The organism is Paenibacillus sp. cl6col (assembly GCF_900102125.1).
GTDB classification, from domain to species: Bacteria; Bacillota; Bacilli; order Paenibacillales; family Paenibacillaceae; genus Paenibacillus_B; species Paenibacillus_B suaedae.
Genome location: NZ_FNAZ01000005.1, coordinates 81,630 through 94,854, shown reverse-complemented (window position 1 = coordinate 94,854; position 13,225 = coordinate 81,630). Strand labels below are relative to the sequence as shown.

Here is a 13,225-nt window from a genome sequence, read left to right as displayed (position 1 = left end):
CTATGTGAAAAGGGGCGTTACGATGGGTTCATTTCTCTCGAAAGCACTTCTCGATTTCTTCATCGCCTTCGGCATCGTGCTCGGAGGCGCCATACTGGCGGGCATAGGATCCGTCATCGCTCTTCAACCCCCTTCTGATACGATGCGCCATATTGCGGAGCATCTTAAAATATGGGCAGTCGTAGCTGCCGTAGGTGGAACGATCGACCCGATCCGAGTCATCGAGAGCAACTTCTGGATGGGCAACTTGAATCCAGTATTTAAGCAGCTCATCTTCATTTTCGTATCATTCTTGGGAGCTCACCTGAGCACAGAGCTTATTCACTGGATTTGCCGAGATCGCGTATAACGCAATACGCCACCGATTTCATTCTGCATCAACCACTTCTTACGCCGGAATCGCGCATAACATCGCGTAAAGGAGTCAAGGGAAGGAAGGAGCTTGCACGATGCGCCAGCGTAAAACCCCATTATGGCTCAGCAATCTCGCACTCATCATTGTCGGCAGCGTCATCGGTGCGGGAATCTACCATGCGGTCTATTTGCGTCAATTTAATGAGGTCATGATGATCAATATTGATCTGCGCGACCGCCTTGCCCATTACAAGGCTGAAACGGAAGACTTGCTTCGCTACAAAAATCGGAAAACCATTATTAAAAGCATCGACCTGCACATCTACAAACAACAGAACGACACTAGCATCCCGCAAGCAGATGAAATGGAACTGCGACGGCGTTTGCTCAAGGACTTAGCCGTATTGAAGGGACGCAACGTGTTCAAAATTGATGAATACAGCAAGCTTGTGGAAGGGCTATTGTCCCGTAAAATATATCCCGACGTGAATGACAAGGACTACACGGTTCAGCTCCGAACAATGCTCGTCACCGAAGGAGTGCTTCATGTGTGGATTGATGTACATACTTATGTACCAACGTCCCCTTAGGGGAATCATCGCACGCTTAGGCAGCCCACTAAATCTTGTAGGACAGCCCCCTGGAATATGGTAATATAAAGGAGTTTAGATTGTATTCGTTTCCATATTGTCAAAGAAGGAGAGTTGCTTAATCGATGGAAACTATCCAATGGGTGCTCATTATCCTGATTTGTGTGACTTCAGGAATGTCTGTGTATTACAGCTTTCGTTCAAGACGTGAGCAGGCCACAGCACTTCGTGGCTTGTATGCGGCTAGAATGAACATGTGTATGGGAATCATGCTGCTGCTCATCGCAACGATCCAAATTTTCATGTTCACAGCATCGACAGTTAGAGTCATTGTAGGAGCTGTACTGCTCGTAATCGGATTATTCAATTTGTTCGCTGGGCTGCGCAATCACAGCCATTATCAAGCCATCTATTCCGCAGGTAAAAAATAATCGCCTCATCAACAAAATGGGATTGCCTCTCATATGCCGCGTTGTAGCAGCAGAGGCAATCCCATTTATTTGCTCGTCGTGAAGTATCCATATCCATATATCTAAGTCCCAGTTGCTCTTTGCGTACGCATTTGCACTAGACAACTAGACATACATTCTCTCACCAAAACATTAAGTCCCTACTGCGGTGCATAGCTGTGCGCTAGTCGTGATCGATCGACTGTGCGGTCATCATTGCTTTGGCGACGAGATGCTCTCCGTGGCGGATAGACAGTTCCAGCTTGCAAAACTTGCGGCTCATCTCGATAAATTCCGGATGCAGCGTAACGATATCCTCGATTTGAAGCGGACGGACGTAATAAGTTGTCATATTCTCCATAACGTGATCGTAGCTGCGAACGTCCTTAACCGCCCGCAAAGCGGCCTGCGTCATAACGGTGGATAAGATGCCCTCCGATACAGAACCGAATCCATTCACCATCTGCGGTGTGATGACACCACGGAAATAGAGCTGCCCCTTATCGTCCCTCTCTTCCTCGAACCCATTCCATATCAGGTCATCGAACGTCTCCCCGAGATGCGGCTCCTTGCGGGCATCACGCATCGCCTGCAGCACCTGCCGCCTGGTCACTACAGCAATGAGCTTGCGGTTGCGATCGACGATCGGGAGCAGTTCAACGCCCTCCCACACCATCGTATGCGCTGCCGAAGCGAGCGTCGTCTGCAGCGTAGCCGTGATCGGACTCCGCGTATAGAGCTTTTCAATGCTCGTGTCTGGTTCAGCCCCCAGCACATCCTTGTATGTAATCATACCAATAACCCGGTACCACTCGTCTACGACGGGGAATCGAGTATGACTTGTCTCATCACGCAGTCGTTGGAAGTCGCCAACTGTGCTGGATGGACGCAGCACAATCATTTTGTCTTTCGCTGTAACGATGTCTTCAACGATCATAATCTTCTTCTTAATTAACCGGTCGAACAGCGCGCGGTTGATCATAGAGCCGACCGTAAATGTATCGTACTTCGAAGAGATAATTGGCAAGTCCAGCGCATCGGCCAGCAGCTTCACCTCTCGACTTGTTCCGAATCCACCCGTTATAAGTACACCTGCTCCATGCTGAAGCGCAAGACGATGAGCATCCTCGCGGTTCCCGACAATGAGCAAGCTCCCTGCATCAATATAACGAGCCATGGCATCCAGCTTCATCGCGCCGATGACGTATTTGTTCAGTGTCTTCATCAGACCGCGGCTTCCGCCAAGAACATGACCGCCTAAAATATCAACAACTTCACCGAATGTCAGCTGTTCGGACATATTGCGCGGCTTCTTCTCTACCCGAACCGTGCCAATACGTTCCTTCGTGACTACGATCCCGATGCTCTCTGCTTCCTTCACGGCACGATAGGCGGTTCCCTCACTAACGCCCATTTCCTTCGCCAGCTTACGAACCGATATTTTCGTCCCCGGCTTCAAACTTTCAATATGCTGCAGCAATTGTTCGTGCTTCGTTAGCGTCGCATCATGGCCATCCATCTGTTACACCCCTATATCCCGAACTGTAGTATTCTGTGCTTAGTTTACCATATATTTATAGGTAACTGCAAAATAAACAAGCTGGCATCTGACGATTCAGATACCAGCTTGTTAGCTAAGCATACGAGGGAATACACAGCCTTATCCCGCAATCACTGCGGATGAATCTGCCTTCTCCTTGTTTACCATCTTGCGATAGAATATCTGGAACGACAAGCTGCTTGCTGCCAGTGCGAGTCCAATGTACACCGACAGGAATCCGAGATTCATCCATACATAGCTCATATCACCTAGTGAGATAACACCACGGAAAGCCCGTATTGTGTACGTCATCGGAAGCCATGGATGAAGCATTTGGAAAAATGGCGGTGTCAGCTCGATTGGGAACGTGCCAGCTGTGGAAGACAACTGCAGCACGAGCAAAATAATAATGATAAACCGGCCTACATTGCCAAACGTCGTAATGAAGAATTGGATCAAGGCAAAGAAGGTTAAGCTCGTTGTCAAGCATACAAGGAAGAACATCGGTATATTGGTTACAGGCAGGTTAATGACCGTCAGTACAACTGTACCGCAGATGATCACTTGCAGAATGCTCTCGACTGTCATAAAGCCAAATTTACTTACCATCCAAGCCATACCAGATGGAGGTCTCCCGCTTGTTTGTTTCAACGGATAGACCATGGAGAACATAAGTGCACCCACGAAGAATCCAAGCGACAAGAAATACGGGGCCATACCAACGCCATACGTTGTGACATCATGATTATCAAGCTGGTCACTGCCGACCGGAGATGAGATCATCTCATACGTTTTGTCGGTCGGGTGCTGCATCGCCTTCTCTGCACCTTCTCTCAGCTTGTCGCGCAGCTCTGCACCTCCATCTTGCAGTCGCTTCTGACCATCTAATAGCATCGCAAATCCGTCGTTAATCGATGCCTTGGCCTTCTCTACCTGATTCAGCATATTACTCATCTTCTGGAACATAACCTTCTGCACATGACTGGCTGCTTCATTCAGCTTCATATCCGCCAAATTATGCAGCATATCACGCGCCATAGGCTCCATCGCATTTACTTTGTCGTCTGCAGCCTTATGCAGCTTCTTCGTAATCTCTGGCGCCAATCGGTTCAACTCATCATTTACTTTATGATGAATGCCGTTGACGACTTTCGGCTCGTATTCCTTCCATTTCTCATCAACAAGCGTATGCAGCGTATCGACTAGCTGCTTCGACTTCTGCTGATACATATTTTCTGCAAGCTCATGCGCCTTGTCTCGCAGTTGAGGAGCCAATTCATTCGCCTTCGAAATCACCATGCGGTTCGCCATGGAGCGTATCTGTGGGAAGACTTCATCTAACTTCTGATCCGCTGCCTCGTGCAGCTTCTTCACAAGCGAACTTCCCACCTTGCTCAGCTCTCTATCCGCAAGCTCCGTTAGATCCTGCTTCACCTTACTCTTGAGCGCCAACAGATTCTCCCCGTTCAGCCGATCCTCGACCTTCGCACGAGCATCCCCTAGCTTCTTCTTCAACTCATCCCACTGCGGTTTCATAGCAGGCGGAATCTGTTCTTCAAAGGGCTTAAGCTTCTCCTCAAGTATTTTCAAATCCTCGTGGATCTTGTTCATCTCATCCTTGCCACGCTGAATTGCACCGTCAAAGATCGCATCCACCTTCTCATCAATGTAGCGATGAATGGACGAACGAATCGTATTGTCCAGTTTGCTGTACTCATTATCGATGATGGTATGCATCTTGGCACGAGCTGCAGGTTCCATTTTCGTTATCGAATCATCAAGCTCCTTGCTGATCTTCGCCAGTACATTGTTCAAGTTCGCTTCATAAGCATGATCAATTTCTTTGTGCATATTCTCCCGAATTTGCTCACCATACTTGTTAGCTTGCAGATCAATTTGTTCATGTACTTTTTCCTTAGCTGGCATAGATTTGGTGCGAACAAGCTCGTCAATTTTGATATGCAGCGAATCGTGCACGATATCATAATACTTATCAGATTGCGTATCAATTTCACGATGAATCTTATCCATCATCTTCGGTTTATTGCTGCGGATCGCTTCATCGATCTCCTTATGAATCATCTGATCAAGCTTCTCTTTGTTCTCCTCCAAGGCACGTTCCACCATCGTTCCAGCCTGAGAGGTCTTCGAATCGACCGCCGCATTCAATTCATCGCGGAACCTCTCAATCCCCTCACCAAGCTGGCCTAAGCCTTGCTCAATCTGGCTCGCACCTTCACTAGCAGCATTCAATCCATCCGCTACTTTGTCAATCGCATTGAACATTTGCTCAACATATGTTTCCGTTACCTTTTGCGACAATTCTGCCTTGATGTTCTGCACTACTTTATCTGAGATCTGTCCCGAAATAAAGTTATAACTGCTGTTCTCTGTGTATATCAGGTTCATCGGCTGCGGGTGCGGATCAAGGATCGTCGTTGCATTATGCGACATTTGTTCAGGGATGCGGATCATCAAGTAGAACTTGTTCTCGCTTAATCCCCGTTCCGCTTCCTGCCTGCTTACAAAATGAAACTCTACCTTCTCATTATCGCGCAGCTTCTCGATCAGCTCTCTGCCGATGGCAATCTCTTTCCCTTCGTACATCACCGGTCGATCCTCGTTGACGACAGCGACAGGCATATGCTTGACATTGCTATAAGGATCCCAATTCGCAACCAGATATACGCCGCAATACAGCAGCGGGATAATGAGCAGGCCCAAAACGGGTACAAGCACATCTTTGGCACGGATATTCGCCACGAATTCCGACCAGAAAAAACGAATACTATTCACGCTGTCACCTCCTTATTGACCGAATGACCATTTTGTTAATACGGTTCTAATTTGACAGATGTGAGTATTATATCTTAGCCTTTTTCAAATTTCAATTTTTAATTTTTTTCCCAATGAAACCCATTTAACATGACAAATACCCCAAATGCCAACTCAAAAAACAATGCTGTTTCCAACGCTTCAGCGATGCTTCTCCTGCCCCACAATGTCACAATTATGACCGCAATCAGCGGTTCAGAACCAAAAAAAATAGAGCCTCTCCTAATGGAGAGACTCTACTCCTCAGCTATTGTGCTTACTTCAATCTGGCTGGCTGTCGCTTCATACGCTCTTCAAGGCGTCTATATTTCTCACGCTTAATCTTCTGCAGACGCTGTTCCGTCTCCTCATCCACCCGCAGCAAGCGGTGCAAATGAGCAGCCACAATCAACAACGCAAACGCCATCCATACAACGCCGAACGTCGAAGCTGCTGTCCAGCCATCCTTGAAGCTCAATGTAGGCAATACATAAATCAGCATCGCTACAACCAGTATGATGGATATGACATGCTTCCAGTTATTCCGTGGTTTCACAATAGCCGTATGATGTTCCGTTTTCATCCCGTTACGCTCCTTACTTGAGACGAGCCGTGACTCTGAAGCATCATCTCTATTCTTGTCCTATACTAGAGCGTATGCCGGTTATATGAATCCCATGACTTCTTTCTTGTCCTTATTGATACAGGTGGCCTAGCGATTCGGAGACGATCTTGTTCACATCTTGAATGACAACGGCAAGGCGGCGTTCAGCATCGAACAGCTTCGCAATATCCGCATTCATGCTGATCACTTGGAACAATTTCTCCATCTTTTCCATCTCTTCTTGATCTGGCATTTCACCTGTCATCATCTTTTGCTGCATATCCATCTGACGTGCACGGAAATCATCCAGCATCTGCTTGCCTTCAGGGTTCGCATCCACTGCTTTCATTGCTTCTTCTACAGCTTTGGCCTCTTCAGAGGACTGCAATGCACGTGCCAAGTCGTGCGCTTTGTCGTATACGCTCATCATTCATTACCTCCCGCAAAAAATACAATCTTCAGCATATCATAGTTCCATATTACTGTCCTCATCCAAATATGACGTTTATCCAACAGCTAATAGAACAAAAGCCTGCACCAATCCAATAATGCCCCCAAGCAAAGCCCCCAGCCATGTAATTGCTCGGAACTCCTTGCCCGACACACTTAAAATGATCGTCTCCAGACGTTCAATCGGGAATTGCTCCACCTGAGTGCGTACCACTTCCTGCAAGCGAGCTGCGCGAACAATAGCGTCCAGATTGCGATCCAACAGCGCAAATGCTGCCTCTACAGCTCGTGGAATATAGCCGCTCCACACTGCTTCATACTTGCCAACCAGATGCGCCGGCTGAATCTCGCCAAGTCGATCGATCCGCTTCGGCCACTGAATCATCGCAGCGGCTTGGCTCGCAATATAATCAAGGGAATTCGTCTCTTCGGGTATATCCGTCCACGATCGAACAATCTGAGCAGGTGTCTCTTGTAGCCATTCACCAAGTTTCGATAAAATGAAACCTGCAACGGTCGCGCGAACTTTGGGCGAGCGAAGCTGTTCGACGAGCACAGGCATCATCTTGGTTACGAGCTTATCCTCATCCACAAATATCGCTGCCATAGCGCCAAAGAAACCTGAGGCACGATCAATGACATCCTTCGCCAGCTTCGTCATGAGCAGTTGTCCCTGCAACGAGGTCAATTCCTTCTCAAAAGATGTCAGCATCACAACAGCGGTTTTGTCTGCCCATTTCGCAGATGACTGCTCCCACCCTTCAGGAAGCCATTCAATCAGAGGGCGCTCATCCCAGCCTTTCCCCTCGAGCCACTTCTTAACCCCATTTGCCGTCCATTCCTGCAATCGATGCACAGATTGATCCCGAATCTCATCCCATTCCTTATCCGGAAACAACTTGACCGCCCACTCTTTGACCGTTCTGTCATCTTCCGACCAATTCTGAGTCATGCGCAGAACCGTTTCTGTCGCCTTCTCACGAGTATCGGGCCTATTCAGCATCGTACGGAGCCCATCACTTGTAACTAAATATTCGGCTACAACATCACCGAAAGAAGCGGCAATATCCTCTCTGCGCTTCGGAATAAGTCCTGGTGTAAATGGTATGTGCCAGCGGCCAATATACATGGCTTTGCGCGGATGAAAAAGCATTTTGATCGCAAAATGGTTGGTAACCCCACCTACGATAGCAGCAACGACAACACTAAAACTGATAAACAGCCATATAGGCATGTCTATTCCCCCTTTTTATTTCCTTCAATAGGTCAATCACCAAGGGAAATATGTCCTCATATGATGAATTAACGTATACGGTCTATCTGTATCGACCCATGCAGATGGGATCGTATGAATGACTGCAAGTTGTTGTTGGAAGGAGAACCTCCATGTCTAAATCAAAAGTGACGCTCCAGTTGATCAGCTCCAGCCTCTTGCAAGACGATGTGCTCATGTTGGGAGAGGCTTATGTCAAGCTGTGGAAGGTTCCTGTCAACCAGCCGCTGACTCTGAAGTTCGGTTCCTTCAAGCAGCGCGTGACAGTAATATCCGTCTCCCGCTTCGACGGGCTACGAATGAATCACTCACTTGCACGAAAGATGGGGCTAACGAACGGCCAGTCACTGCGTGCGGCCTACAAGACATCGAGCCAAATCTTGAGCCTTGGACCGCTTATTGGTGTATTAGTAAGCCGTGATTATCCGAGCATGCCGGATAAGCCATTCGGTTCTATTACCTCTTTCTGCAAGGAATTGGTTGATGCATGCCAGCTCCAAGGAGCATGGGTATGCTTCTTCACACCCGATCATATCCAAGACCTCCACAATGTCAAAGCGTGGGTCAATACCAATGGTAGCTGGCAACGGGTTACGATGCCGATACCGGATATTATCAACAACCGGTTGACGTCACGCAAGCTGGAGAACAAACCTAGCGTACAGCATTTTATGAAAGAAGTAAAATCGCGATATCAGTCCGTTGTCTTCAATGAAAAATTCTTGGATAAAACAGAAGTGTTCGAAGCACTCAGACCTCATGCAGAGCTATCCAAATATTTGCCAGAGTCTTACTCGCTCCGTACCTTCTCCACCTTAAAAAGCATGTGCAGCCGTTATACTACTGTGTTCTTAAAGCCCGCACGCGGCAGCCTTGGCAAAGGCATTATTCGCATCACCCGGCTCCCGGATCACAGTTATCAAGCCTTATATTCCACCATAAACGGAACAAAACGGCAGCAGTTTAGCAGTCTTACTAAGGTCTTCTCCAGCTTATCTGGCAAGTTGAAAACGAACCACTACCAAATTCAGCAGGGACTAACGCTAATCGATCACAGTAGGCGTCCGGTGGATTTCCGAGCACTCGTCCAGAAGAACGCTTCTGGCAAATGGACGATCACTTCGATCGTCGCCCGCATTGCGAGCAATCAGCACTTTGTATCCAACCTGGCACGTGGCGGCTCACTCAGTACCGTGAAGGAAGCCATATTCCGCACGAACCTGCCTCCTTCGGTGAAGAATGATGTAAGTGCACGGCTGAGGCGAGCTGCACTTGATATCGCTCAAGGAGTAGACACTTATATTCCCGCTCATTTCGGTGAGCTCGGCATCGATCTTGCTGTAGATAACTCGGGGAAGGTCTGGCTCCTCGAGGTCAATTCCAAACCATCCAAAAACGACAACACACCTTTAGGTGATCGAAAAATACGGCCCTCTGTGCGCAAAATCGTGGATTACTCTCGATTTCTAACCGGGATCTAAGGAGGTGGCAGCAATGAACATGTCAGAACCTTCTGCGCTGACGCTTGGCGTTCTGCAATGTGAAGGCACAGGAACGCTGCCATTCGCGGAGGCAGAATACTGCCGCAAACTTTGCATCGCCGGTCGCAAGCATGGTATCCGTGTTATCGTGTTCTCCCCGTTATGGATACAATGGGGTGACTGCACCGTTCATGCATTTGTATATGAGAAGTCCAGATGGGAACGGCGTACATTCCCCCTTCCTCGGCTCGCTTATGACAGATGCGCCTACAGCAATCCGCAGCAATACCGTAAAACACAAGCTGCCATCATCCGTATGAAGCAGTTGGCGAATGTCACGCTTCTCGGCATTGGCTTACGAGGAAAATGGGATATCTATCGTTCAATGCGCAAGGATTTATCCCTATCCCCTATACTGCCTCCCACTCGGTTGTTCGCAGGCATCTCCAGTCTTGCTGCTCTGCTGAATCGTTATCATGGCGGCCTATTTCTGAAGCCACATGGCGGCACTCATGGAAAGTCTACACTGCATGTTCGCTACCGCGACAACGATAAGGAGAAGACTGATTCGATATCAGCTGCTCTTCCCGGCACTTTGGAACTTCGTGGAAGGGACGATGATAATCATCCCATACAACACAGCTTCTCCCGGCCTCAGGAAGGATTCGCTTGGATCGAACAATTTGTCGGCAAGCGCAGATTTGTCATACAACCCTATTTATCATTGGTTACCCAAGAAGGAGAGCCGTTCGATGTCCGCGTTCTTATGCAAAAAAACGGAAACGGCCGTTGGGTTCTAACCGGTATGGCAGCAAGGGTCGGCCAGCCTGACAGCGTCACATCTAATCTGCACGGAGGCGGTCGCGCCGTCTCGGTCATACCATTCTTGGAAAGCCAATTCGAACCGAATCATGTTCATCGGCTTATAGAACAACTGAGTACGTACAGCGAATACATTCCACCGCTTCTGGAAGCCCAATATGGGCGAATAAGCGAGATCGGCCTCGACTACGGGATTGACCGCAAGGCTCGCCCTTGGCTGCTCGAGGTCAATTCCAAACCTGGCAGATCCGTATTCAGACACACCGGAGAATACGAAGCTGCCCTGCAATCAGTGGAAAATCCCATCTTGTACGCACGCCATGTGTTGGTTCGGTACCTTAGGAGGGTCAGTTCATGAGTTTGACGGTATGCAACGTCCATTTGACGCCAAATTCCGAAAAAATTTTATATGTATCCAACTCCTTATTAAAACAGCTCAAACTTGCCGGCAAAAGATCGGTACGGCTCAGGCTCGGAAAGACGATCATTCCTGCTTCAGTCAGACCGATCCAGAAGCCCGGCAAGCATCTCTATGTAACGGCAGGATTACGGTCAGCCGTACGCGTCCCTAAATCTGGTTCTGTATTTCTGTTGAATGAAGCTGAAGGCGACATTCACATCGGCCCTCTCATTGGCATAATGTCTGACGGAACGTCCCGCTCATCTTCAGCCCCCTTCGGCAGCCGTACAGGATTTATTAGACAGATCCTTCGCACTGGCAATAAGAAGGCATACGTGTTCGCATTCGCTCCCCGCGACATTAATTGGAATAACGATACGGTGCTTGGCTATTTTCTTGGTCCTTCGGGAGGCTGGATAAGGCGAACCGTACCGCTGCCTGATGTCGTATACAACCGCTTGCCTAGCAGACGTGCCGAAACATCCGGCTCTTACAATACGCTTCGTGAACGGTTCACTCGCAAAAAAATTCCTTTCTTCAACTGGAGCTTCTTCAATAAATCGGATGTATATGCCCTGCTTAAGAATGAATTAGAAGCCAATCAGCATGTTCCAGAATCCGTCATGAATCCTTCATCAGACACGATCCGAACCATGCTGGAACGACATCAGTTTGCTTATTATAAGCCTTCTGGAGGCAGTCTTGGCATCGGTATCTACCGGCTGACCTACTTGCCGAAGAAGGGGTTCTTCGCCCGGTATACTTCAAATGGCAAGAACGTACTCCTTCGCTTCCGCTCCTTCTCCAGTCTGATGCGCATGCTCGAAGCGAGACATGGACGCAGCCTGCGCAATTATGTGATTCAACAGGGCGTTCGCCTGATCGAGATCGACGGATGTCCAATTGATTTCCGTTTCCATATGCATAAGAACGGAGAAAACAAGTGGGCGGTGGTGGGCGTAGGGGCCAAGAAGGCCGGCAAAGGCAGTGTAACAACTCACGTCAAAAATGGCGGTAGACTCATGACCCCTTCCCAGGCGCTTCAACGTGCATTCGGAGAACGTTCAGACGAAGTGCTCGACAAGGCGAGGAAGATCGCCATCCAGTTGGCAGAAGCAATTGAGCGCAATCATCCGCATTTGATCGGAGAGCTCGGCTTCGATATTGGGATTGACCGTGATGAGCAGGTCTGGATGTTCGAGGCAAATGCGAAGCCGGGACGCTCGATATTCAAGCACCCTTCCCTTAAGAATGAAGGGCAAGCTTCCATTGAACATATTTTGGATCACTGCCTGTACCTAAGCAAATTCCGCAGGGGGGAGATCACGTGAGTGGGAACGAGCAAACGACACAAACACCTGTCATTGCAATACTAACGATGGATGATGACAGAGAGTACTTCCGCGGCAACCGAGATAATTTTGCCGATATTATCAAAAAGGGCCGAGAAATGGGGTTTACTGTTTTTCTTCTAACAGTTCGGGATTTGAAGCTTCACGCGAAGCGTGTCATCGGTTATTCCTATGAGAATAATGTGTGGAAGCAGGAGTGGTTCCCGCTTCCGCACGTTATCTATAATCGCATCCCCCTTCGTGAGGATGAAAGTCTTCCAGCGGTTCGCAGCAAGATTAAAGAGGTGCTCGCACATCCTTCGATCAAGTTGTTCAACCCATACTTTTTCAATAAATGGCACTTATTCGAATGGCTGAAAAAATCAAAAATTACGAAAAAGTATATCCCTTCAACCAGACGGCTGAAAACCTCGGCCGCATTAGGTAAAATGCTGCATAAACATCCTTACTTGTTCTTGAAGCCGGAATCCGGCAAAGCAGGCGCAGGGATTATGACTCTTCGCGTGAATCATACCAAGGCACTCAAGTACCGTCTGAAGATCCAGGAAAAAAAGAAGAGCGTATCGTATAAATGCGCTACGATCTCGAAGCTATGGAGCCGTATCCGTAAGGAAGCCGGCGCCCACGACTATATTGTGCAACAAGGCATCCCACTTGCAGCCAGCAATCGTCGCCCCTTCGATCTTCGTGTCCTGATTCAGAAGAACGGCCGGGGACAATGGGAGGTTACAGGCGTGGGCGCACGTGTCGCAGGTACAATGAGCATTACGACACATGTACCTCGCGGCGGTAGTATAGACGACCCGGAGAAGCTCTTAATCTCTGTGTTCGGTAATGAGCAATCTAAGCGCATCATGATTCGTGCCAGACATGCTTCGCTGATTATCGCAAGACAGATCGAGCGTGCATCCGGGCATCTACATGGAGAGATGTCTATGGATTTAGGTGTCGATGCTGGCGGAAGCATTTGGTTCTTCGAAGCAAATGCCAAACCGATGAAGTTCGATGAGCCTCATATCCGCCAACGTTCGCTCGAGCGTATATTTCAATACTGCCAATATCTTGCCAAATTAGGCGGTTAAGGGACGGGAAGAAG

At 48.5% G+C, this 13,225-nt stretch carries 12 protein-coding genes; 7 read left to right on the top strand and 5 right to left on the bottom strand.

Annotated features, from left to right (window positions below):
• The first annotated feature begins 22 nt into the window (after positions 1–22).
• From BLS15_RS14750 to BLS15_RS14740, 3 genes are all read left to right on the top strand, one after another.
• Positions 23–349, top strand: coding sequence for a YtrH family sporulation protein (locus BLS15_RS14750; protein WP_028532392.1), 327 nt, complete (start codon positions 23–25; stop codon positions 347–349).
• Between the two features lie 100 nt (positions 350–449).
• Positions 450–944 carry a sporulation membrane protein YtrI gene (locus BLS15_RS14745; protein ID WP_021259007.1) on the top strand — a complete coding sequence of 165 codons (495 nt, stop codon included), beginning with the start codon at positions 450–452 and terminating at the stop codon, positions 942–944.
• Between the two features lie 125 nt (positions 945–1,069).
• Positions 1,070–1,375, top strand: a complete 306-nt coding sequence (locus BLS15_RS14740; protein ID WP_021252171.1) for a YtpI family protein — start codon at positions 1,070–1,072, stop codon at positions 1,373–1,375.
• A gap of 202 nt (positions 1,376–1,577) precedes the next feature.
• Here BLS15_RS14740 and BLS15_RS14735 read toward each other — a convergent pair whose 3' ends face one another.
• The 5 genes from BLS15_RS14735 to BLS15_RS14715 form a co-directional block, all read right to left on the bottom strand.
• Positions 1,578–2,912 (bottom strand): DRTGG domain-containing protein, encoded by a 1,335-nt coding sequence (locus BLS15_RS14735; protein WP_028532391.1) that lies wholly within the window; start codon positions 2,910–2,912, stop codon positions 1,578–1,580.
• Positions 2,913–3,053: 141 nt separating this feature from the next.
• The gene (locus tag BLS15_RS14730; RefSeq protein ID WP_028532390.1) at positions 3,054–5,729 is read right to left on the bottom strand and encodes a YhgE/Pip domain-containing protein; all 2,676 of its coding nucleotides are present in this window, start codon (positions 5,727–5,729) and stop codon (positions 3,054–3,056) included.
• Between the two features lie 295 nt (positions 5,730–6,024).
• A complete protein-coding gene (locus tag BLS15_RS14725) occupies positions 6,025–6,330 on the bottom strand; it encodes a hypothetical protein (protein WP_021252174.1) in 306 nt (101 codons plus the stop codon).
• 112 nt (positions 6,331–6,442) lie between these two features.
• Positions 6,443–6,778, bottom strand: coding sequence for a YlbF/YmcA family competence regulator (locus BLS15_RS14720; protein WP_021252175.1), 336 nt, complete (start codon positions 6,776–6,778; stop codon positions 6,443–6,445).
• 78 nt (positions 6,779–6,856) lie between these two features.
• Entirely contained in the window at positions 6,857–8,035 is a 1,179-nt protein-coding gene (locus BLS15_RS14715; protein WP_090512242.1) for a DUF445 family protein, read from the bottom strand.
• A 152-nt stretch (positions 8,036–8,187) separates the two neighbouring features.
• Here BLS15_RS14715 and BLS15_RS14710 point away from each other — a divergent pair, with 152 nt between their 5' ends.
• The 4 genes from BLS15_RS14710 to BLS15_RS14695 are packed head-to-tail and all read left to right on the top strand — an operon-like array spanning position 8,188 to position 13,211.
• Complete coding sequence (locus tag BLS15_RS14710) at positions 8,188–9,555, top strand: YheC/YheD family endospore coat-associated protein (RefSeq protein WP_021252177.1); 1,368 nt, start codon at positions 8,188–8,190, stop codon at positions 9,553–9,555.
• A 13-nt stretch (positions 9,556–9,568) separates the two neighbouring features.
• Complete coding sequence (locus BLS15_RS14705) at positions 9,569–10,735, top strand: YheC/YheD family endospore coat-associated protein (RefSeq protein ID WP_021252178.1); 1,167 nt, start codon at positions 9,569–9,571, stop codon at positions 10,733–10,735.
• A complete protein-coding gene (locus tag BLS15_RS14700; protein ID WP_028532386.1) occupies positions 10,732–12,108 on the top strand; it encodes a YheC/YheD family endospore coat-associated protein in 1,377 nt (458 codons plus the stop codon). The genes BLS15_RS14705 and BLS15_RS14700 overlap by 4 nt, the downstream gene beginning before the upstream one ends.
• Positions 12,105–13,211: a YheC/YheD family endospore coat-associated protein gene (locus BLS15_RS14695; protein ID WP_021252180.1), complete on the top strand. Its 1,107-nt coding sequence runs from the start codon at positions 12,105–12,107 to the stop codon at positions 13,209–13,211. The genes BLS15_RS14700 and BLS15_RS14695 overlap by 4 nt, the downstream gene beginning before the upstream one ends.
• Positions 13,212–13,225: the final 14 nt, after the last annotated feature.

What these genes read in the sequence shown, in the direction of transcription:
- BLS15_RS14750 (WP_028532392.1), top strand. Translation starts at nt 23, where the DNA reads ATGGGTTCATTTCTCTCGAAAGCACTTCTCGATTTCTTCATCGCCTTC.
- BLS15_RS14745 (WP_021259007.1), top strand. Translation starts at nt 450, where the DNA reads ATGCGCCAGCGTAAAACCCCATTATGGCTCAGCAATCTCGCACTCATC.
- BLS15_RS14740 (WP_021252171.1), top strand. Translation starts at nt 1,070, where the DNA reads ATGGAAACTATCCAATGGGTGCTCATTATCCTGATTTGTGTGACTTCA.
- BLS15_RS14735 (WP_028532391.1), bottom strand. Translation starts at nt 2,912, where the DNA reads ATGGATGGCCATGATGCGACGCTAACGAAGCACGAACAATTGCTGCAG.
- BLS15_RS14725 (WP_021252174.1), bottom strand. Translation starts at nt 6,330, where the DNA reads ATGAAAACGGAACATCATACGGCTATTGTGAAACCACGGAATAACTGG.
- BLS15_RS14720 (WP_021252175.1), bottom strand. Translation starts at nt 6,778, where the DNA reads ATGAGCGTATACGACAAAGCGCACGACTTGGCACGTGCATTGCAGTCC.
- BLS15_RS14715 (WP_090512242.1), bottom strand. Translation starts at nt 8,035, where the DNA reads ATGCCTATATGGCTGTTTATCAGTTTTAGTGTTGTCGTTGCTGCTATC.
- BLS15_RS14710 (WP_021252177.1), top strand. Translation starts at nt 8,188, where the DNA reads ATGTCTAAATCAAAAGTGACGCTCCAGTTGATCAGCTCCAGCCTCTTG.
- BLS15_RS14705 (WP_021252178.1), top strand. Translation starts at nt 9,569, where the DNA reads ATGAACATGTCAGAACCTTCTGCGCTGACGCTTGGCGTTCTGCAATGT.
- BLS15_RS14700 (WP_028532386.1), top strand. Translation starts at nt 10,732, where the DNA reads ATGAGTTTGACGGTATGCAACGTCCATTTGACGCCAAATTCCGAAAAA.